At 72.1% G+C, this 20,844-nt stretch carries 19 protein-coding genes; 8 read left to right on the forward strand and 11 right to left on the reverse strand.

Annotation, left to right across the window (positions count from 1 at the left end; all coding sequences use genetic code 11):
* Position 1: 1 nt before the first annotated feature.
* From VGL30_RS13145 to VGL30_RS13170, 6 genes are all read right to left on the reverse strand, one after another.
* Positions 2–253, reverse strand: coding sequence for an acyl carrier protein (locus tag VGL30_RS13145; RefSeq protein WP_331540452.1), 252 nt, complete (start codon positions 251–253; stop codon positions 2–4).
* Between the two features lie 77 nt (positions 254–330).
* The gene (locus VGL30_RS13150; protein ID WP_331540453.1) at positions 331–1,272 is read right to left on the reverse strand and encodes an NAD-dependent epimerase/dehydratase family protein; all 942 of its coding nucleotides are present in this window, start codon (positions 1,270–1,272) and stop codon (positions 331–333) included.
* Positions 1,269–2,981 (reverse strand): fatty acyl-AMP ligase, encoded by a 1,713-nt coding sequence (locus VGL30_RS13155; protein ID WP_331540454.1) that lies wholly within the window; start codon positions 2,979–2,981, stop codon positions 1,269–1,271. The genes VGL30_RS13150 and VGL30_RS13155 overlap by 4 nt, the downstream gene beginning before the upstream one ends.
* A gap of 40 nt (positions 2,982–3,021) precedes the next feature.
* Positions 3,022–4,359, reverse strand: coding sequence for a lipopolysaccharide biosynthesis protein (locus VGL30_RS13160; RefSeq protein WP_331540455.1), 1,338 nt, complete (start codon positions 4,357–4,359; stop codon positions 3,022–3,024).
* Between the two features lie 166 nt (positions 4,360–4,525).
* A complete protein-coding gene (gene lptC, locus VGL30_RS13165; protein WP_331540456.1) occupies positions 4,526–5,131 on the reverse strand; it encodes an LPS export ABC transporter periplasmic protein LptC in 606 nt (201 codons plus the stop codon).
* Positions 5,132–5,224: 93 nt separating this feature from the next.
* A complete protein-coding gene (locus VGL30_RS13170; protein ID WP_331540457.1) occupies positions 5,225–5,842 on the reverse strand; it encodes a carbonic anhydrase in 618 nt (205 codons plus the stop codon).
* A gap of 873 nt (positions 5,843–6,715) precedes the next feature.
* On the opposite strand from VGL30_RS13170, the gene VGL30_RS13175 reads away from it, so the two are divergent.
* The gene (locus VGL30_RS13175) at positions 6,716–7,312 is read left to right on the forward strand and encodes a sensor histidine kinase (RefSeq protein WP_331540458.1); all 597 of its coding nucleotides are present in this window, start codon (positions 6,716–6,718) and stop codon (positions 7,310–7,312) included.
* Between the two features lie 24 nt (positions 7,313–7,336).
* On the opposite strand, the gene VGL30_RS13180 is transcribed toward VGL30_RS13175, so the two are convergent.
* The 3 genes from VGL30_RS13180 to VGL30_RS13190 all read right to left on the reverse strand — a co-directional run bounded on the left by VGL30_RS13180 (position 7,337) and on the right by VGL30_RS13190 (position 9,307).
* Positions 7,337–7,912 (reverse strand): TMEM175 family protein, encoded by a 576-nt coding sequence (locus tag VGL30_RS13180; protein WP_331540459.1) that lies wholly within the window; start codon positions 7,910–7,912, stop codon positions 7,337–7,339.
* Between the two features lie 16 nt (positions 7,913–7,928).
* The gene (locus VGL30_RS13185) at positions 7,929–8,846 is read right to left on the reverse strand and encodes a CsgG/HfaB family protein (RefSeq protein WP_331540460.1); all 918 of its coding nucleotides are present in this window, start codon (positions 8,844–8,846) and stop codon (positions 7,929–7,931) included.
* Between the two features lie 152 nt (positions 8,847–8,998).
* Entirely contained in the window at positions 8,999–9,307 is a 309-nt protein-coding gene (locus VGL30_RS13190; RefSeq protein ID WP_331540461.1) for a hypothetical protein, read from the reverse strand.
* A 128-nt stretch (positions 9,308–9,435) separates the two neighbouring features.
* On the opposite strand from VGL30_RS13190, the gene trxC reads away from it, so the two are divergent.
* Positions 9,436–9,873 (forward strand): thioredoxin TrxC, encoded by a 438-nt coding sequence (gene trxC, locus VGL30_RS13195; protein ID WP_331540462.1) that lies wholly within the window; start codon positions 9,436–9,438, stop codon positions 9,871–9,873.
* Here the strand turns inward: trxC and VGL30_RS13200 are convergent.
* Positions 9,870–11,087, reverse strand: a complete 1,218-nt coding sequence (locus VGL30_RS13200; RefSeq protein ID WP_331540463.1) for a polyhydroxyalkanoate depolymerase — start codon at positions 11,085–11,087, stop codon at positions 9,870–9,872. The genes trxC and VGL30_RS13200 overlap by 4 nt on opposite strands.
* 265 nt (positions 11,088–11,352) lie before the next feature.
* Here VGL30_RS13200 and VGL30_RS13205 point away from each other — a divergent pair, with 265 nt between their 5' ends.
* On the forward strand, positions 11,353–12,006 hold the full coding sequence (locus VGL30_RS13205; RefSeq protein WP_331540464.1) for a glutathione S-transferase family protein: 654 nt from the start codon (positions 11,353–11,355) through the stop codon (positions 12,004–12,006).
* A gap of 159 nt (positions 12,007–12,165) precedes the next feature.
* Here the strand turns inward: VGL30_RS13205 and VGL30_RS13210 are convergent, their stop codons facing one another.
* Positions 12,166–13,389, reverse strand: a complete 1,224-nt coding sequence (locus VGL30_RS13210) for an acyl-CoA dehydrogenase family protein (protein ID WP_331540465.1) — start codon at positions 13,387–13,389, stop codon at positions 12,166–12,168.
* 147 nt (positions 13,390–13,536) lie between these two features.
* On the opposite strand from VGL30_RS13210, the gene VGL30_RS13215 reads away from it, so the two are divergent.
* The 5 genes from VGL30_RS13215 (at position 13,537) to VGL30_RS13235 (ending at position 20,838) form a co-directional block, all read left to right on the forward strand.
* Positions 13,537–15,210 (forward strand): bifunctional lysylphosphatidylglycerol flippase/synthetase MprF, encoded by a 1,674-nt coding sequence (locus tag VGL30_RS13215; RefSeq protein ID WP_331540466.1) that lies wholly within the window; start codon positions 13,537–13,539, stop codon positions 15,208–15,210.
* Between the two features lie 280 nt (positions 15,211–15,490).
* Positions 15,491–18,655: a peptidoglycan-binding protein gene (locus VGL30_RS13220; protein WP_331540467.1), complete on the forward strand. Its 3,165-nt coding sequence runs from the start codon at positions 15,491–15,493 to the stop codon at positions 18,653–18,655.
* 55 nt (positions 18,656–18,710) lie between these two features.
* On the forward strand, positions 18,711–19,631 hold the full coding sequence (locus VGL30_RS13225) for a sulfite exporter TauE/SafE family protein (protein ID WP_331540468.1): 921 nt from the start codon (positions 18,711–18,713) through the stop codon (positions 19,629–19,631).
* Entirely contained in the window at positions 19,631–20,383 is a 753-nt protein-coding gene (locus VGL30_RS13230; protein ID WP_331540469.1) for a TIGR02186 family protein, read from the forward strand. Before VGL30_RS13225 ends, VGL30_RS13230 begins: the two co-directional genes overlap by 1 nt.
* A 5-nt stretch (positions 20,384–20,388) precedes the next feature.
* Positions 20,389–20,838, forward strand: a complete 450-nt coding sequence (locus VGL30_RS13235) for a DUF3429 domain-containing protein (protein WP_331540470.1) — start codon at positions 20,389–20,391, stop codon at positions 20,836–20,838.
* Positions 20,839–20,844 lie beyond the last annotated feature (6 nt).

Raw genomic sequence — 20,844 nt, forward strand, 5'->3', positions numbered from 1 at the left:
GCTACGCTCTCACTCGCAGTTCGTTGATAAGAGCCGCCAAGTCGCCCACCGTTTCGACATCCGCCAAGCGGTCCAGCGGAATCGAAAGCTCAAAAAAATCCTCAAGCTCCATGACGATATTCATCAAGCTCAATGAGTCGACTCCCAGGTCACGCCCGATATCCGACGACTCGGTCACGTCCACGGTACGCTGCATCACCATGGAGGCCGTACGCCCGATCTGATGGACGGTGAGATCGGTCACGGACTCCATCCGACAATGCTCCTCAATGCCCCTCTTCAATCCCTGTCGCGAAGCCGACATCGACGCGCGTTAGGGTTTCTCAACGGTTAAAGCCAAGCGCTCTTCCGGTACCATGCGACGGTGTGTTCAAAACCTGCCCGAAGGTCAAAGACAGCCGCCGGCGCGCCTGGCGCTCTCTCATGTGGCTGGATTCCCCAGTCAAGATGCGTCAGTTCCCTGACCTTTCCGAATGTAAGCGTGGCTGTCCTCCGGCGCCAGCCATTGCCCAACATATCCACCGCGGCAAGGGCCGACAGCGCCCCGGCCGGAATACGCAACAGCCGCCGCGGCCTGCCGAGCACCGCTGCGACAGTCTGCATCAGTTCGCGCCACGCATAGCCTTCCGGCCGTTCATCGCATAGTCCCATCGGGCCACACCCGCTTTTTTGCATCTGCGCCAAGGCGATAATCTGGCGCGCGGCGTCTTCGACGTGAATCAACGCAATACGCGCCCGCGGGTCCAGCACCGGCAGCACCGGCGAGCGCGCCGCCGCCTGGAAAATCCGCAGGGTCTCGCGGTCGCCGGGGCCGTAGATCGCCGGCGGACGCACCACCACCGCAGCGTCGCCCAGCACCTCCAGCGCGGCTTCCTCCCCGGCGCGCTTGCTGGCCGCATAGGCTGAAAGCTGCGGCTCGCGCGCGGCCAGGCTGGAGATCAGCAGCGTCCGCGCCCCCGGCGCGTGTTTCCACGCCGCGACCGCCAGCCGCCGGCCGCCCTCCACGTTGACGCGGCGAAGCTGGGAGGCGGAGCCGGCGATCAGGCCTGCGGCGTGCGCCACCAGGCCGGCCCCGGCGCAGACGCGGGCCAGCGCCGCCTCGTCCTCCAGGTTGCCGATGACCACCTCGGGTTCGATCCCCGCCCAGAAGGGGCTGACCGGCGCCCGCCTGGCCAGGACCCTTACCCGCCAGCCGTCGTCGGACAGGGCGCGGACCAGATGCTGTCCGAGAAAGCCCGTCGCGCCGGTGACAGCGGCGACGCCGCGGGTCACGACCGGCTGGGCTCCAGGTCGAACGCCCCGGCCAGGAAGGCGGCGCGCGCCTTGGAGCGGCTGAGCTTGCCCGACGAGGTCTGCGGCAGGGCGTGGGGGCCCACCAGCCGCACCTCGGCCTCGATGCTATGGCGCAGGCGCAGGATGCGGGCGGCCTCGACGCGGAGCGCCTCGCGCGCCTCGGGGTCGCTGCTGCGCGCCTGGACCAGCAGCACGACCTGCTCCTCCTCCTCGCCCGGCACGGAGAAGGCCGCGGTGTCGCCGCTGCGCACCTTCTCGAGCTCGGCCTCGCAGGTCCATTCCAGGTCTTGCGGCCAGACGTTGCGGCCGTTGATGATCATCAGGTCCTTGCCGCGGCCGGTCAGCACGATCTCGCCGCGGTCGAGGAAGCCCAGGTCGCCGGTGTCCAGCCAGCCGTCGTCGGACAGCACCCGGGCCGTTTCGGCGGGCTGGCGGAAATAGCCGCGCATCAGGCTGGGACCGCGGGCGAACACCCGGCCCACCGACCGCTCCGGCAGCAGCGCGTCGTTCCCGTCGCGCACCTGCAGCTCGTGGCCGGGCAGGGCGGGGCCGCAACGGGCGAAGTCGCGGGCCCGCGCCGTCTGGTCGGCCAGGATCGCCAGGCGCTCGTTTTCCAGCTTGGCGATGTCCAGGGTCTCGGTCTCCAGCCCGCGACCCAGGGGCGCGAAGGACAGCGCCAGCGTCGCCTCCGCCATGCCGTAGCTGGCCACGAAGGCGCTGGCCTGGAAGCCGGCTCCGGCGAAGGCGCGGGCGAAGTCGCGCAGGACCCCGGTGCGGATCATGTCGCCGCCGACGCCGGCGATCCGCCAGCGGGAGAGGTCGAGCGCCGGCCCGCCGCCGCCCTCCGCGCGCCGGGCGCAGAGCTCGTAGCCGAAGGTCGGGCTATAGGAGATCGTCGCGCCGTTGCGGGTGATCAGGTCGAGCCACAGGAGCGGCCGGCGGACGAAGGCCCCGGTGGGCAGCAGGTCCACCGACATCTGGCAGCTGAGCGGGCTCAGGAGGAAGCCCACCAGCCCCATGTCGTGATAGAGCGGCAGCCAGGAGATCGCCCGGTCCTCGGCCCTCACCTGCAGGCCATGGCGCACGATGGCCGCGGCGTTGGCCATGCAGGCCTGGTGCGTCACCAGCACGCCGGTCGGAAAGCGCGTGCTCCCCGACGAAAACTGCAGGTAGCAGGGGGCGTCCGGCCCGATCCCGGGCAGGGCGTGGCCCGCCGCGGGCGGCAGGTCCGGAAGCGCGCCCACGAAGCTCAGCGCCGCGGAGGGCGCGCCGGCCATCCAGGCGGTGATCGAGGCCGGACCCAGCAGGGCCGAGGCGTCGGCCGCTTCCAGCATGCGGCCGATCTGCGCCACATAGGCCTCGCGGCCGCCCAGCGGCGCCGGCAGCGGCAGGGGCGCCGGCACGAGGCCCGCGTACTGACAGGCGAAGAAGGCGCGGACGAAGTCGCCGTCGGTCTCGGCGATCAGGCCGACCCGCGCGCCGGGCGGCAGGCCGGCCGCCATGAGGCGCGCGGCATAGTCCAGGGCCTCGGTCCGCAGCCTCGCATAGGAGAGCGCCTCGGCCACCTCGCCGCGCAGGGAGTGGAGGGTGACGCCCGTCTCGCCGCCGGCGGCGTAGTCGAGCGCCTGGACCAGGGTGGCGAAGTCGGCGAGGCGCAGCGCGCGGTCGGCGGCGGTGGGGAGCAGCATCACGGATTGCGCTTCGCTTGCGCCGGGGCGTCGATGCAAGTCATTTCGTTCGCGTCGGCGCAGGTGCGGCGCCTGCTTTAAGCTGCAGCATGGCGAACATGCCGACCGCGAGGCTGGCCGTCGCCATCACCAGCGCCGCCCCGGCGCCGGTCAGGCCGAAGCGCTGCACGACCGGGACCAGGCAGACCAGCAGCACGGCGGAAACGATCAGCCGCACCTTCACCGCGTCCCCCGGCCGGCCCAGGGACACCAGCATCGGCTCCAGCGGAATGGACCAGATGCCGATCACCGCGGCGCCCACCTGCCAGGTCATCACCCGTGCCGCGCCGGCGAAACCCTGGCCCATCACCAGGGTCAGCAGCGGCCGGCCGGCGGTCGCCGAGATCAGCAGCAGCAGGGTGCCGATCCCGCCGCCGAGCAGGCCGACCTGCCGCGCCAGGCGACGCATGGCATGCTCGCCTTGGGTCACATGCAGCCGCGCCAGTTCCGGATAGAGCGCGGGCGCCAGCAGCTGGGCGGGCTTGGCGAGCGCGTCGGCCACCTGGCGGCCGACGCGCCAAAGCGCGGCGGGGGAGGGTCCGGCGACGGCGCCCACCACCAGGGTGATGGCGTGGGTGAAGGCGGTGTCGAGGCTGCCGGAGACGTTGGTCGCCCAGGCGAAGCGCCAGGCGCCCGGCATGCCGGCGGTGAGCGGCCCGCGCCAGCGGAATCCTTCCAGGAGGTTGCGCCGCTTCAGCTCGGCGAGCGAGGCGGCGGCCAGGTAGAGGAATGCGGTCCCGGAGCCCACGGCCCAGACGGTCAGGAACAGGCCGAGCGTCGGGGCCGTCACCAGCGCCAGTCCGCTGCCCGCCAGCCTGACGGCCGAGCTGATCGGCGCCTGGGCCGCGATCAGGTCGAACCGGTCGAACAGCCGCAGGAGGCCGATCGGCGAGGCGGGGACCAGGAAGACGATCGACAGGCAGTAGAGGGCGGCGGCGGGATTCTCGGCCGCCCCCCAGCCCAGGCGCTGGCCGAACAGGTGGGCGGCGGCGATCGCCACGGCCACGCTCGCCAGGCCGCTGACCACGTCCAGGAAGACGGCGAACCGCACCACCTGCTGCAGCCGGTCCCGCCGTCCCTCGGCCAGCGCCGGCGCGCCATAGTGCAGCACCGCCTGCCAGGAGTTGAACTTCACCACCTCGCCGACCAGCTGGGCGAAGGCGTTGATCAGGATCAGCACCCCCACCTCGGCCACGCCCAGCAGGCGCGCGGCGGCGGCCATGTAGGCCAGGCTGACGACCGCGTTGGCCGTCCGCCCGCCCAGCAGCACGCCGGTATTGGCCAGCACGCGGCTCATTCCGGATCGGTGAGCGATCTGCATGGCGGCGTCAGTCGTCATGCGGGGCGCAGACTTGCAGCGGAGGGGGCGCCGGCGTTCGGCCCCGCGGGGTTGGGATAGTCGGAGATGACGTCGTCCTCGGGCCCGGCCCGGCCTCCCTCTGGGGCGTGGACGGTATACGGTCCGCCGCCATTGTTCCCCGATCGAAACGACGCAGGCGCACGCTTCAGCGACCATCGATGCGGCCGTGGACGCCGCCCTTGAACACCATCCGCTCGCCCTTGTCGTAGACGGTGTACTGGTCGGAGCTCACCTGGCCGGCGGGTCCCTGGCCCTGGACCCCCTGGCCCGAGACCTTGCCGGTGGTGGTGTCGATCACCGCGTCCTTGAAGGCGAACTTGAAGCCGGAGCCGTCGTCCACCCGCACGTCGCCCTTGAGCTGCAGCGTACGGTCGTCCTCGCGGAACACGCCGCTCTTCGACCTGGTGCGGGTCGCGGGCTGGCCGCCGTGGCTGATGGTCACCGTGGGCGCGTCCAGGAGGATGCGCGCGGCGTCGGCGGCGTCGCGCAGGCCCGACCGGGCGGTCAGCAGATAGCGCGAGCCGTCGCGGGACTGGCCGCTGAAGCTGGGATTGTCCATCCGCACCGTGGTTCCGGACGCCTGCGCCTCCGGCGCCACCACCACGGAGACCGCCCGCCAGACCACCTGGCCCACGACGCCGGCCATCAGCATGGCGGCGGTGACCGGCAGGGTGCGGCGCAGGAACCGGACCCAGACGATGCGCCGCCGGCGGCGCGCCATATTGGCCGGGGCGGGCGGGTTGCTGATCAAATCCGGTCGTCCGTCGAAGGCGCAGCGGCTCGTGGCCTGGAAGCGGCCGGCACATTGGGCTTGCCGGCGGGTTTTGCAACCCGCCGCGCGGCTTCACGACCGCTGTCCGTCCTTCGTCCCGGGCGGGCCCTCGGTGATGTCGAGGTCGGTCACCAGGCCGTTGGTGAGGGAATAGACCCAGCCGTGCACGTGGAGCGGCTGGCCGCGGGCCCAGGCGTCCTGCACGAAGACGTCCGAGGCGACGTTCCGCACCTGGCGCGCCACGTTCAGCTCCACCAGCCGGTCCCAGCGGGCCCGCTCGTCGGGCAGGGCCTGGAGCTCGCAGATGTGCTCCTGGTGCACCTCGCGGATCGGATGCAGCCAGTGGTCGACCAGGCCCCGCCGCTGGCCGTCCACCGCCGCGGCCACGCCGCCGCAGCCGTAGTGGCCCACCACCATGATGTGCTTGACCTGGATCACGTCGACGGCGAACTGCAGCACCGAGAGGTAGTTCGCGTCCTGAGGCGGCGCCAGGTTGGCGACGTTGCGGTGCACGAACAGCTCGCCCGGATCCAGGTCGACGATCTCGTTGGCCGGCACCCGGCTGTCGGAGCAGCCGATCCACAGGTACTCCGGCGCCTGCTGCCCCGCGAGGCGCGTGAAGAAGCTGGGATCGACCGCCGTCTTGCGCGCCGCCCAGTTCCGGTTGTTGGCCTTGAGGTTCTCCAGCATCGGCCAGCCCTTACGGACGTGCGGGCCGCACCGCAACCCCGCACCGCCGCCCGGCCCGCCTCCAGGCGCAGCTTGCCCGCCCTGAGGCGTCGAACACGCGCGGAACCGGCGCCGGGCGCCTGCCGATCGGCCTGCCGCAGCGGGACCGGCAGTTATTGCCCAGCTTAACCGAAGCTGAACTATACCCGCGTTATCTTGGCCGTGGGGGGCGTGAGAGACGATCATGCCAAGGTTCGATTTCTACCGGAGCCCGGAGACGGCGCCTCCGCGGTCGCGTAGCCGTTCCGTGGTCTGGGCCATGCTTTGCATCGCGCTGGAGCTCAGCGCGCTCTTCTGGCTGTGGGTCGTGCTCAATCCGTAGCTCTACCCTGGGCGCCGCGACGAAAGGCCATAGATCGCCGCCGCGGCGCTTCCCGTAGGTTGCCGGCGCTCCACGCGGCGAATGCGTTCGCGTGGCGCGCGGCGCCTGGCCGCGGAAAGGCGGCCTCCGGGCCGCCTTTTCCATGCCCGCCGCAGGGGGAACGGGCGCCGGCTGCGCCGACCGAGCGCGTCGTAGAGCCGTCCGACCGCGCCCTGGACCCGATCGCCGGCCGAATCACTCCGCCTGCGCCTTCGGGACCGGCCGCCGGGCGACCACGCCGGGCGGCGGGGCGCACTGCGACAGCTTGCCGCAGCGTGCGCCAGCTTCTGCAACCTTCAAAGACCCCTAGCGGTAATTCCAGGCCGACAGAGGGTTGTGGGGCGCGATGCTCAGACTAGCCAAGGCCGGGCCCGCGCCTCAGACTCCGCCCTCCGGCGCGCCTGGGCCGCCGGTGCGAGGGGCCGCATGAATTCCTGGACGCTTTTGCTTCTGCGCTGTGAGCGGTCGCAGCCATGACAGACGACCTGGCGACGTCGAACGCGCCCACCGCCTCCGAGGTGCGCCACCGCATGGCGAACACGCTGCAGCTGCTGGCGGCGCTCGCCCGCATGCGCAGCCAGCGGTCCACCGACCCGGACGCCCGACGCCAGCTCCTGTGGATGGCCGACGCCGTCGGCTCGCTCGGCGCGCTGGAGCAGAAGCGCAAGCCCGACGGCGTCGACTTCACCGCCTTCCTGGTGGACATGGCGCCGATCTGGCGCCGCCGCCAGGGCTCGCGCCCGGCCGAGCTGGTGGTCGAGGCCGAGCCTCTGTGGGTGCAGGACCACGCCGCCTCGACCCTCGGCCTGATCGCCCAGGAGCTGGTGGGCAACGCCCTGGCCCACGGCTTCGCCGACGGGCGGTCCGGCAAGGTCACCGTGCAGTTGCGGCGCCGTCCCGACGGCCGCTGCGACCTGCGCGTCGCCGACGACGGCGTGGGCTTCGACCCCGCCGCCGGGCGGGAGCGCTTCGGCCTCTGGCTGGTGCGCAGCCTCTCGGCCCAGGTGCAGGGCGAGTTCTCGCTGGTCAGCCAGCCCGGGGTCAGCGCCACCCTGACGTTTCCGGTCTGAGGGCGGCGTCGGGCGGGCGTCTGCTCAGGTCTGCAGGCGGCGCTCGATCCGAAGGTCCGGAACAACCCACATCAGCGCGACGAAGACGTAGATCGACAGGGAGACGGCCGGATTGGCGAACGCCGCCGCGATCCCCGCCGTGTAGAGCGCCACCGAGGCCAGGCCCTTGACGTCGCGGCCGAAGGCCGTCGCCAGGGTGGAGCCCGGGCCCTCGCGGCGGATCAGCAGCCGGGCCAGGATCGAATAGGCCAGGCCGTTCATGAGCAGCACCGCGCCATAGAGCGCCACCGGCGCCCGGGCCCAGTGGTTCTCGCCCATCCAGGCGGTGGCGAACGGGATGATCGACAGCCAGAACAGCAGGTGCAGGTTGGCCCACAGGACCCCGCCCGTCACCCCCTTCACCACCTGCAGCATGTGGTGGTGGTTGTTCCAGTAGATCGCGACGTAGACGAAGCTGAGCACATAGCTCAGGAACACCGGGATCAGCGGCCGAAGGGTCGAAAGCTCGGTCCCGTGCGGCGGCCTCAGCTCCAGCACCATGATGGTGATGATGATGGCGATGACGCCGTCGCTGAAAGCCTCCAGCCGTCCCTTGTTCACGACCCGTCCGTTCGCCCTAGCGGGGCGTGATGAACGCCGAGGACACCCAGCCGCGGTTGCCGTTCTCGTCGTCGACTTCCCACCAGATGCCGTTCTTCTGGCCGGTGGGATAGACGGTGTCGCCGGGGGTGAAGGTGCGCACCGACGCCCCGCCCGGCGAGGCGGTCTTCCGCAGGACGAGGTTCTGCTTCACCGAATAGCCCTGGATGCCGGCGTTGGCCGAGGCCTCGGCGCCCGTCGGCGCGCCGCGCTGCATGTAGCCCACCAGGTCCACGAAGGCGTTGAAGTAGGCCGCGGTGATCACCTTGCCGATCTCGGTGTTCGAGTAGCCGCCGCCGGCCGCGGCGCCGAAGCCGCCCCAGCCGCCGCCGCCGCCGCCGGCGCCGAAGCTGATGTCGGTCTTCTTGGCCACGCCTTCGGCCACGTAGAGCTGCTCGGTGGTCCGCGCGTCCACCAGGGTGATCAGCGCCTGGGCCTCGGACTTCTTGGTGCTGATGCTGCCCGCCAGCGCCCCGAAGCCGCCGAACCGCGAGCCGAAGGCGCCGGCCACGGCGCCCAGGGCGTTGCCGCCCGAGTTGGAGTTGGAGTTGGCGATGTCCGGCACGATGAAGAAATCGGCCGCCGCCACCTGGCCCTTGCCGATGTTGGAGCCGCGCCGCAGGTCGCCGGACGCGCCCAGGTCCTTTTCCATGTTGCGCATGGCCAGGCCGCCGTTGCGGTCGACGATCCGCAGGCAGCCGGAGCGGGCGGCGAACAGCTTCAGGAGGCTTTCCGGGCTCGAGAGGCCGAGCTCCGTCCACCACTGCCTCTCGGGCTCGCGGATGGCCGCGGTGCCCAGCGGCCGGTCGCAGCGCGGCAGTTCGGGAGTGGCCGCGTTCTTCGGCCCCTTCTTGTCCATGCCGTACTGGGCGGCGGCCGGCGTCGCGGCGGCCATGGAGGCGACGAGCCCGAGGGCTACGGCCGCAGTTGAAAGTTTAGGCATGTCATGGCCCCCGGTGGTGGATTCGAGTTCCCGACCCTAGTCCTGCCAAGGTTCCCGATCAATTGCGCCGAAGGACGGCGTTCGCTGATTTTTGCCGCGTCCGCTCAGCCGCCGGCGCGCACCGGCCGCAGCGCGCTCAGCCAGCGCCGCGGCGTGCGGAAGCCCAGGTCGCGCACCGCGCCGGGCTTCACCCCCTGCGCCGCCAGCAGCCGGGCCGGCAGCTCGCCTTCCGCCTGCACCGGCTCGACCCCGCCCACCGGGCTGGACGCCACCCGGCCCACCTTCATCGCCTGGTCCACCGCCGTCCACTCGGCCTGGGCGCGGTCGTCCTTGGCCACCGCGTAGTAACGGCGCAAGGGCAGGGGCTCGTCCGGCGTCTCCACCAGCACCCCGATCAGCCATCCCGCCGCCATCCTGGTCCTCCGTCGCAGCCTTGGTAGCGGCGGCCGCGGCGCACGCAAGGCCCCCGTTGACCGCGGGCTGCGGGCGCCTATCTCCGCCTTCTGCGCGTTTCGTGCGCCGTCAGCATTGCGAGGCCGCCGTGGCCGATCCCATCCAGGTCGTCTGCGTCCACTGCGACGCGGTGAACCGCCTGCCGCCCGGCCGCGACGCACGGGCCGGCAAGTGCGGCCGCTGCGGCCAGGCGCTGTTCGACGGCAGGCCCGCCGCCCTGACCACCGCCCGCTTCCGCCAGCACGTCGCCAGGAGCGGCATCCCGGTCATCGCCGACTTCTGGGCCGGCTGGTGCGGCCCCTGCCGGACCATGGCGCCGATCTTCGAGCGCGCCGCCGCCGAGCTGGAGCCCGGGGCCCGGTTCGTGAAGATCGACGTGGACGCCGAGCCGCAGCTCTCCGCCGACTACGGGGTGCGCGGCATCCCGGCGCTGTTCCTGTTCAGGGACGGCAAGGTGGCCGCCCACCACTCGGGCGTCGCCGACCCCTCTCTGCTGCGCCAGTGGGCGGGAGGATCAGGAGCCTAGTTCGTCGCCAGGATCATGTTGCGGACCTGCGGATAGATCTGCGTCGACCACTTGCGGCCGCTGAACACGCCATAGTGCCCGACGCCCGGCTGCAGGTGGTGGCGCTTGCGGTTGGCGAAGATGTTCTTGCAGAGGTCGTGGGCGGCCACCGTCTGGCCCACCGAGCAGATGTCGTCCCGTTCGCCCTCGACGGTGAACAGGCTGGTGCGGCGGATCGCGGCCGGGTCCACCCGGCGGTTGCGCCAGACGAGCTGGCCCTTGGGCAGCAGGTGTTCCTGGAACACCCGGCTCACCGTTTCCAGGTAGAACTCCGCCGTCAGGTCCAGGACGGCGAAGTACTCGTCGTAGAAAGCCTTGGCGGTGTCGGCCTCCGCCATGCGGCCCGCCGCCAGGTGCGTGTACATGTCCACGTGGGCGTCCACGTGGCGGTTCAGGTTCATCAGCAGGAAGGCGGTCAGCTGGATGAAGCCCGGGTAGACCCGCCGGCCGGCGCCGGCGAACCGCGCGGGCACCGTGTCGATCAGCTCCTTCTCGAACCATTCGATCGGCCGGGACGTCGCCAGGGCGTTGACCGTGGTGGGATTGATCCGCGTGTCGACCGGCCCCGCCATCAGGGTCATGCTGAGCGGCGTGGCCGGATTGTCGTCCTCGGCCATCAGCGACACGGCGGCCAGGGCGTGGGCGCAGGGCTGGCACACGCCGATCAGGTGCGAGCCCGGCCCCATCGTCTCCAGGAACGAGATCACGTGCGCGACGTATTCGTCGAAGCCGAAGGCGCCGGCGGCCAGCGGCGCGTCGCGGGCGTTGCGCCAGTCGGTGATGTAGACGTCGTTGTCCGGCAGCAGCGTCTGGATGGTGCCCCGCAGCAACGTCGCGAAGTGCCCCGACAGGGGGGCCACCAGCAGCACCCTGGGCTGCTCCGGATCCCCCGCCTTGCGGAACCGCACCAGGTCGCCGAACGGCGTGCCCGCCACCACCTCCTCGCGCACCGGCACCGCCTCGCCGCGGATCATCACCTCGGTGAAGCCGTAGTCCGGGCGATGGTGGGTCAGGGCGGCGCGGCTCAGCATCTCCCAGGCCGCCGACAGGTGCGCCAGCGGCGGCAGCTGGCGCATCCAGGGCGGGCCCAGGCCCAGGGCGGCGTTGGCCGCGCCGGCCGCGAGCCGGGCGGGGGCCATCATGTCCACCTGCGCCTGGAAGGCCTTGTAGCGCATTCGTCCTCGCGGTTCCGCCAACGTCGCCGTCGACATCCTGCATGCTTCAATTGCGCGGGCGGAGTCGCCGGGCGCGTCGCATTGCAGCATGCAAGATTCAGGCTAGGCCGTGGATGCGCCTGCGCGGGCGCCGCCGGCGCGCCGGCGCCCAAAAACGCGCCATTCGCCGGTCGTGCCGCGCCGGGGGCCGCCGTAGGTTGGGCCTGGCCGGACGTTCGGCTCTACGGCATGGTGATCCCGTCCGCTGAAGGGGCCGAAAGCGTCGATGGCCAAGACCTCTCTGACCATCTCGAGCCGCAACTACTCTTCGTGGTCGCTGCGCGGCTGGCTGCTCTGCAAGTTCGCGGGACTGGAGTTCGAGACCGTGCCGGTCCCGCTCGACGACGCCTCGGCGCGCGCCGAGCTCCTGCTGCTTTCGCCGTCCTTCCTCACCCCCTGCCTGACCTACGGCGGCGGCCAGGTGTGGGACACCCTGGCCATCGCCGAGTTCCTCAACGAGCTGCACCCCGAGGCGGGCCTGCTGCCGGCCGACCGGGCCGAGCGGTCGCGCTGCCGCTCCGTCTGCGGCGAGATGCACTCCGGCTTCGCCAATCTCCGCGCGGCCTTGCCGATGAACCTCAAGGCCAGCCACCCGGGCTTCAAGGTCTGGGCCGGCGCCCAGTCGGACATCGACCGCATCTCCGCCATCTGGCGCGAGAGCCTGGCCGCGTCGGCCGGCCCCTTCCTGTTCGGCGAGCTGACCGTGGCCGACGCCATGTACGCCCCGGTCTGCACCCGCTTCGCCACCTACGACGTGGCCCTCGACCCGGTCTGCGCCGGCTATCGCGACCGCATCCTGGCGCTGCCCTACATGCGCGAATGGACCGCCGTCGCCCTCACCGAGCCCGACGAGGTGGAAGAGCTGGACGTCGAGTTCTAAGGACGTCTACCTCCATCCTCCCCTGTCCCGAAGAGGACGGGGAGGGAGACCACCGGCCGAAGAGCCGGTGGTGGAGGGGCGTAGGTTCTGCAGTGCGTCGGCTCGCCCCCACCGTCCTCTTCGGGACAGGGGAGGAAAAGTCCGCGGACGGACCCCACCCTAGCGCGACGGGTCGGGCAGCCCCAGAACCCGCTTGGCGACCACGTTCAGGTTGATCTCCGAGGCTCCGCCCTCGATCGAGTTGCCCTTCGAGCGCAGCCAGCCGTGCACGGCGGCCAGCTCCGCCGGGGTGAAGCCTTCGCCTTCCCAGCCCAGTCCCTGATGGCCCAGGGCTTCGATCATCAGCTCGGACCGCTCCTGGGCGAAGGTCGCCGCGGCGTACTTGATGATCGAGGTGGTCGCTCCCGGTCCGCTGTTGGCGCCTGACTCCGACGCGGCCCGGGCGATGGTCAGGGCGAGCGCCTGCATGTCCATCTTGTTGCGGGTGATCCGGGCGCGCAGGTCGCCGTCCGCCAGCCGGCCCTCGGCGTCCACGCCGATGTAGCGCTTGGCGATTTCGCCCAGGTCCCCCGGCGCGCCGCCCGCGCCGCCGCCTGCGCCGAACAGGCCGGAGATGTTCTGGCGCTCGTATTGCAACAGCCGCTTGGCGATCTCCCAGCCGCCGTTCAGCCGGCCGACCAGGTTCTCCTTGGGGATCTTCACGTCGGTGAAGAAAGTCTCGCAGAACGGCGACTCGCCGGAAATCAGCCGGATCGGCCGGGCCTCCACCCCGGGCGAGGCCATGTCGATCAGCACGAAGGAGATCCCCTCGTGCTTGCGGGTCGCATCCGTCCGCACCAGGCAGAAGCACCAGTCGGCGCGGTCGGCGTAGGAGGTCCACACCTTCTGGCCGTTGATCAGCCAGTGGTCGCCCTTGTCCTCGCAACGGGCCTGCAGGGACGCCAGGTCGGAGCCCGCGCCCGGCTCCGAATAGCCCTGGCACCAGCGGATCTCGCCGCGGGCGATCTTCGGCAGGTGCTCGGCCTTTTGCGCCTCGCCGGCGTACTCCATCAGCGCCGGCCCCAGCATCCACAGACCCATGGAGGAGAGGGGGGTGCGGTAGCGGCCGGCGGCCAGTTCCTCGGCGATCACCCGCGCCTCGGCCTCCGACAGGCCCGCGCCGCCATAGGCCTTGGGCCAGGCCGGCGCCGTCCACCCCTTCCCGGCTGCGCGCCGCATCCAGACGACCTGCGGATCGCGGGCCTCGCCGGCGAACTTGCGGCCACCCCACACCGCGTCGGGGTCGCTCTCCACGGCCGGATCGCGCAGCTCCGCCGGATAGTTGGCCTCCAGCCAGTCCCGGACCTCCTGGCGGAAGTCCTCGAGACGGTCGTTCCCGGCCATGGCCTTCTCCCTGTCGCACGCGCAGGGCAACTTAGCGCCGGCTCGCCGGCCGGCAAGCGCAGGAAACCCCGGCTTCGCCGGTTGCATCGTGCGGCGTCCTGCAAGTCAGGCTATAAGCCCGGGCTTCCGGGGGCATTGGCGCCACGCATGCGGCTGATCCACGATTTGAAACCTGCCGCCGACGCCGCCGCGCCCAGCGTGGCCGCGGTGCTGACCCTGGCGGCCGGGGTCATGCTGCTGGCGTCCGGCGCCACGCCCTCCGTGCCCGGGCGGTTCGTGGAGCTGATGGCCGTAGCTCCCGTGCTGCTCATCGAGATCAGCCACTTCCTCTCCAGCGTCATGGGCCTGGCCCTGGTGCTGCTGGCTTTCGGCCTGCGCTCCCGGCTGGACGCGGCCTGGGCGGCCACGCTCACCGCCCTGCTGGCGGCCGCGCCGCTCGCCCTCCTGAAGGGCTTCGTCTGGGAGGAGACGACGATCCTGGCCAGCCTGGCGGTGCTGCTGCTGCCTTTCCGCAGCGCCTTTCCGCGCAGCGCCCGCCTCAGCCGGATGGAGATCACCCCCGGCTGGCTGTTCTCGGCGCTGGCGGCCGTCGTCGGGGCGGGGGCCATCGGCCTGTGGTCGTTCCAGCACGCCGACTACGCCGACCAGTCCTGGTGGCGGGTGATGGCCGACGCCGACGCCGCACGGGCCATCCGCGCCTGGGCGGGCGCGGCGCTCGCCCTCTTCGCCTTCGGCGTCTGGCGTCTCGTCTCCACCGCCGCCCCGCCGCCGGTGATGGGCGAGACCGACCCGGACTTCGGCCGGGTCCGCGCGATCCTGGCCAGCGCCGAGGCCGCCGAGCCCGGCTCCAACCTGGCGCTGCTGGGCGACAAGCGCTTCCTGTTCTCGACCTCGGGCGAGAGCTTCCTGATGTTCGGGGTGCGCGGCCGCTCCTGGATCGCGCTCGGCGCCCCCGTCGGCCGCCGGGACGAGCGGCTGGAGCTGCTGTGGCGGTTCCGCGAACTGGCCGACGCCCACGCCGCCCGGCCCGGCCTCTACAACCTGGGCGCCGAGGACCTGCCCGACATCGTTGAGCTGGGCTTCTCCATCCAGAAGGTGGGCGAGACCGCCGCCGTGCCCCTCGACTCCTTCAGCATCGAGGGCCGCAAGCGCGGCAACCTGCGCCGCGCCTGGCGCAAGGCCGGCGAGGACGGCTGCAGCTTCCAGGTGCTGCGCGGCGCCGAGGTCCAGGCGGCGATGGGCGAGCTTGCGGCCATCTCCGACGACTGGCTCGGCGCCCAGGCCGGGGGGGAGAAGGGCTTCTCCATGGGCGGCTTCAGCCCGGCCTACCTGACGGAGTTCCCGGTGGCCGTGGCCCGCTGCGAAGGGCGCGTCGTCGCCTTCGCCAGCCTGTGGATCACCGCCTCGCGCGGCGCCTATTCCGTCGACCTGATGCGCCACGCCCAGGATGCGCCCAAGAACGTCATGGACTACCTGTTCGTCGAGATCATCGAGTGGGGCCGCGAGCAGGGCTACGAGGCCTTCGAGTTCGGCATGGCGCCGCTCGCCGGCCTCGACGACCGGCCGCTGGCGCCGATCATGTCGCGGGTCGGCCGCCTGCTCTTCGAGCGGGGGGAGGAGATCTACAACTTCCGCGGCCTTCGCCGGTACAAGGACAAGTACGACCCGGTCTGGCAGCCCCGCTACATCGCCGCTCCCTACAAGTGGGCGATCCCGATCCTGATGGCCGACGTCGGCCTCTTGTCCTCCGGCGGCGTCGCCAACCTCGCCCGCCGCCCCAAACGCCCCGAGGAGCCGCCCGCGCTGTCCGCCGCGGCCTAGGCGCCGGATCTGAAGTTCGCCTGCGGATTCCGGAACCGGGACACAGGACGGGAGGCGCTGCGACCGCGTAGCGCAGGCCGCAGCGCCACCGCCTGTGCTGCGTTGCAACAACGGTTAACACCCCATTAACCACAATCACGTTTCCGTCCGTAGGAAGCCGGTCGATCGCGGCGTTTCAATCCACAGCAGACTGCGCGAGGCGCTACATCTTGTTATGACGCCGCGTTTACACCCCAGGAATCGGTCGGTAGCCTCGAACCCTGTCCTGGAGAGCGATTCGATGACGTCAGGGGCGCCCTGGAGCGTCAAGGGGATCGACCCTAAGGCCCGTGAGGTCGCGAAGGATCTCGCCCGGCGTTCGGGCATGACCCTCGGTGAGTGGCTGAACCGGGTGATCCTGGAGGACGACGGTCCCGACGAAGTCACTTCCCACGACCAGTTCGCCGAGCGCCCCACGCGCAGCTACTTCCAGACCTCCCGCGGCGGCGGCGAGGCGCCCGCGCGGTACGAAGCCCCCGAACATCCCGCCGACGAGGTCGCCCGGGTGGTGACCGCCTTCGACCGGATTTCCGCCCGCCTGGAGGAGGCCGAGACCCGCACCGGGCTCGCCATCACCGGCGTGGAGCATTCCGTGCGCGAGGCGCTGGCCCGCATAGAGGCCGGCGAGCGGGAGCAGGTCGCCGTCGCCGCCCGCTTCGAGGGCGCGGTGGAGGAGCTCAGCTCCTCCCAGGTCCGGCTGGCCGAGCGGCTGCGCAAGTACGACGGCGACTCCGGCCCGCGCTCGGCGGAGGCCCTGCGCTCGCTGGAGCAGGCGCTGGGCAAGGTCGCCGGCCACCTCTACGACGGCGAGAGCCGCACGCGGGCGATCATCGACGCCGTGGCCGAGCGCGTCGAGCGGATCGAGCAGCGGGGCTCCGGCGATCCGGCCGGGGTGGCCGATGCGGTCGTGGGCCGGCTGGGCGAGCGCCTGGCGGAGGCCGAGGCCCGCACCACCGGCGCCCTGGAGGGTCTGCGGGCCTCCTTCGCGGCCCTCGACGGCCGGCTGAAGGCGGTGGAGTCCGTGGGCGTGGGGCAGGGGGATCTGCGCCTGGAGGATCTGGCCACGGGCCTGAGCCAGCGGGTCGAGGCCGTCCGGGCCGAGGTGGCCGAGAAGCTGCGCGCCTCCGCCGACGAGCGCTTCGACCGCATGGAGCGCAAGCTGGGCGAGATGACCCAGCACGTGCGCACCGGCGAGCAGCGCTCGGCCCACGCCATCGAGCAGATGGGCCGCGAGGTGCTGACCGTCGCCGAGACCCTGAACCGCCGGGTGCAGACGGCCGAGGTGCAAAGCGCCCAGGCCATCGAGCAGGTGGGCGGCGAGGTGGCGCGTATCGCCACGGCGATGGAGACCCGGCTCGGCCGCACCGACAACGTCCACGCCCAGGCCCTCGAGCGGCTGGGCGGCGAGATCGCCCGCATCACCGAGCGCCTGGGCGAGCGCATCGGCGCCGCCGAGCGCCGTTCGGCGCAGGCCATCGACGAGGTCGGCGAGCAGGTCGTCCGCGCCACCGAGAAGCTCAACCTGCGTCACGAACGGGACTCGCAGGAGCTTTCCGACCGCATCCGCCAGAGCGAGGAGCGCACGGCCAAGCTGCTTGAGGAAGCCCGCGAGAAGATCGACCAGCGCCTGGGCGACGTGGGCCGCGGCGCCGGTCCGGCGAGCCATGTCGGCGCCCGCACCACCTTCACCCCGTTCGGCGCGGCGCCCTTCGCCGACTTCGGCCCGCCGGAGCCCGACCACAAGGCCGCCGAGCCCGCGTTCGAGCCGCCGCCGCTGAAGGCCTTTCCCGCCGCCGCCGAAGTCGAGGACTCCAAGGAGCCCGCCTTCGCCGAGGAGGACTTCGAGGCCGCCGACGGCTTTGGGCCGGTGGCCGCGGCCGAGCCGGAATTCGAACCCGAGCCCGAAGACATCCTGAGATCCGCGCTGCAGTCCGCCCCCGGGTTCGAGCCCCCGGCCGCGCCCGCCGCGCCGGCGCAGGGCCACGCCGCCTTCGTCGCGCCGGATGACGACGACTTCGACGCCGAGACCGAGTTCCTGGGCGATGCGCGCCCTTCCGCCTTCGCCCCGGACGCCGAGGCGCCGCGCGCCGAGGAAGAGCTCTCGGCCGACGACATCGACCTCAGCCTCGACGACGACGCCCGGGCGGACGACGCGGAACTGTTCGAGCCCGACGCCGACCTCGACGATCCGGAAGCGTTCAAGGCCGGCCAGCTTGAGCGGGCGGCGGACCTGGCGCCGGAGATCGAGGTCCCGGCGCGGCCGCTCACCACCCGCGAGGTGATCGAGCAGGCCCGGGCCGCGGCGCGGGCCAGCGCCTCCAACGGCGACAAGGCCAAGAAGGACGGCGGCCAGCGGCCGATCGGCCGTCCCACCCTGGGCTCGCTGTTCTCGGGCCTCGGCCGCAGGGGTTCGAAGAAGTCGCGCAATTCGACGCTGCAGACCGCCCTGCTGATCGCCGGCGGGGCCGCCTTCCTCAGCGTCGGGGCCGCTGGCCTGGTGGTGATGAGCGCCAGGCCGGGCGGCGCCCCGCCCCAGCGCGTGGCGGATCAGATCGCCCAGGCTTCCGCCCCGTTCGGCGACAATCCCCGGGCGGCCATCGCCCTGTCCCCGCAGAGCCTGTCGCAGGTGGGCGCGGGCCCGACGGCGCCGTCGGCCCCGGCGCCCGCCGGTCCGGAGCTGGAAGCCGCCTACCAGGCCGCCGTCGAGGCCGTCAAGTCGGGCCAGCCGGACGGACTCGAGACCCTGAAGAAGACCGCCAACATCGGTTACGGGCCGGCCCAGCGCTATCTCGCCAAGCTCTATGAGGCCGGCGGCTCCGGCGTGAAGAAGGACCCGGTCGAGGCGCGCCGCTGGACCGAGCGCGCCGCCCAGGGCGGCGACCGCCTGGCGATGCACGACCTGGCCCTCTATCACATCCGCGGCGTGGGCGGCCCGAAGAACGCGCCGCTCGCCGCCCAGTGGTTCCACAGGGCCGCCGACCTCGGCCTGGTGGACAGCCAGTTCAACCTGGGCCTGCTCTACGAAAAGGGCATCGGCGTGCCGCAGAACATGGCGGAAGCCTACAAGTGGTACCTGATCGCCGGCCGTTCGGGCGACGCGGAGTCCCGCTCCAGCGCCCAGCGCGCCCGCGCCGGCCTGTCGCCGGCCGGCCAGGCCGTGGTGGAGCGCGCCGCCGGCGGCTACCGCGCGGCGGTCCCGGGCCAGGTGGCGGCCGCCGGCGCGGACGCCATGGTCACCGCGCAACGGGCGCTTTCGCGGCTCGGCTACTATCAGGGCCCGCGCGACGGTAGCCCGTCGCCGGCGCTGACCATGGCCGTCGCCGCCTATCAGCGCGAACAGGGCCTGCCGCCCACCGGCGGCCTCGACGACGTCACCGTCGCCCGGCTCACGGTCTTCACGCGCTGACCGCTACGGGTTAGTCCCTGGCCGACAGCGGGTCTCCGCCAACGGAGGCGAGGGATTGGACATCTACCTGCCCATCGCGGACGTCTCGGTGAATGTCGCCGTGCTCGTCGCCCTGGGCGCGGCCGTGGGCTTCGTCTCCGGCCTGTTCGGCATCGGCGGTGGCTTCCTGATGACGCCGGTGCTGGTGTTCCTGGGGATTCCGCCGGTGGTGGCCGTCGCCAGCGAGGCCAACCATGTGGCCGCCTCCTCCATGTCCAGCGTGATCTCCTACGGCCGCAAGCGGGCGGTGGACTTCCGGATGGGCGGCGTCCTGGCCGGCGGCGGGGCCGTGGGCTCGGTCGTCGGGGTCGAGGCGTTCCGCTGGCTCCGGCTGCTGGGCCAGGCCGACCTGGTGGTCTCGCTCTCGTACCTGGTGTTCCTGGGCGTCATCGGCGGCCTGATGCTGATGGAGTCGGTCTCCACCGTCCTGCGCCGCCGCCGGGGCGAGGCGCCGAAGCGCCGCGCCGACCGCCGGCCGCCGTGGCTCTACGGCCTGCCGCTGAAGATGCGCTTCCCGCGCTCGCGGCTCTACATCAGCGTCATCCCGCCCCTGGCGCTGGGCGTCTTCGTCGGCGTGCTGTCGGCGATCATGGGGGTGGGCGGCGGCTTCATCCTGGTGCCGGCCATGATCTATGTGCTGAGGATGCCGGCGGCGGTGGTGGTCGGCACCAGCCTCTTCCAGATCATCATCACCACCGGCCTCACCAGCGTGCTGCAGGCCGGCCGCAACCAGACGGTGGACGTGGTGCTCTCGACCCTGCTGCTGGTCGGCGGCGTGCTGGGCGCCCAGGTGGGGGCCAAGGCCTCGTCCCGCTTCCGGGCGGAGGAACTGCGGGCGCTGCTGGGCCTGATCGTCCTGCTGGTCGGGCTGCGCATGGGCCTGGGCCTGTTCATCGTCCCCGACGAGCCCTTCGTCCTGATGCCGGGCGCCGGCTGATGGCCGCCCTCGACCCGCCGCCGGCCGTGGCCGCCGCCCTGACCGAGACCCACGTGCGGGTGACCTCCAGCTTCCGCGGCGCGCGCATCGTCCTCTACGGCGCCGTCTTCGACCCCGCCGCCCGGCCCGCCGACGTGGTGGTCATCGTGCGCGGTCCCGAGCAGCCGATCCGCATCGCCCGCAAGGTCCATGTGGCGGGACTGTGGATCAACAGCCGTCCGGTGGTCTTCCAGGGCGCGCCCGGCTTCTACATGACCGCCTCCACCCGGCCGCTGGACCAGGTCGCCGGCTTCTCGGCGCTGCGCCGCCTGGGGGCCGGGCTCGACCACCTGGCCATCGACGCCCCGGCCGAGCAGCGCGTGGAGACCCGCTACGGCGTCCGCGACATGGTGGTGAGCCGCCTGGGCGCCGACTACTTCGCCTGGCGCCGCGCCGTCGTGCGGCTGAAGTCCGCGGCCGGCCTCTACGCCGACGACGACCGCGGGGTGCGCTTCGTCGACCGTGGCCTGTTCCGCGCCGAGATCGCCCTGCCGGCGGCGGCCCCCACCGGCGTCTACCAGGCCAGGATCGTCCTGTTCCAGGCCGGCCGGCCCGTCGCCGAGCGCAGACGCACCCTGCTGGTGGAGAAGGCCGGCGCCGAGAGGGCCCTTTACCTTCTCGCCCATGACAGGCCATGGTCCTACGGCTTGGCTTCGGTCGCTATCGCGCTCGCGGCCGGCTGGGCTGCCTCAGCCGTCTTCCGCAGGAGCTGACCCCGATGGAACGTGAGGCCTCCGCACCGGCGCCGCTGTGGACCATCGCCGTCCTGGCCCTGGCCCCGTTTCCCGCCGCGGCCGCCCTCTACGCCTACGGGCCGGCGCGCTGGGCGCCCGTCGCGCTCACCGCGCTGCTGTTCTGGTCGTCCACGGTGCTGAGCTTCCTGGGCGGCGTGCGCTGGGGGCTGGAGAGCGCCAGGCCCGCCCCGCGCTGGACGCGGCTGACCACCTCGGTGATCTCGTCAGTGGCCGCCTGGGCGCTCCTGATGAGCCGCGGACGCCTGGGAGCCGTCGTGGTGATCGGCGGTTTCATGGCGGCCTTCATCCTGCAATGGCTGTTCGACCACACCGCGCCGGACGTGCCGTCCCGCTACCCCCGGCTCTCCACCCTGCTGGCCGCCGGCGCCTGCGTTTCGCTCGCCGTCGCCATGGAGCAGGCGTTGCGGATGTAGGGGGAT

The organism is Phenylobacterium sp. (genome assembly GCF_036502675.1).
GTDB lineage: Bacteria > Pseudomonadota > Alphaproteobacteria > Caulobacterales > Caulobacteraceae > Phenylobacterium.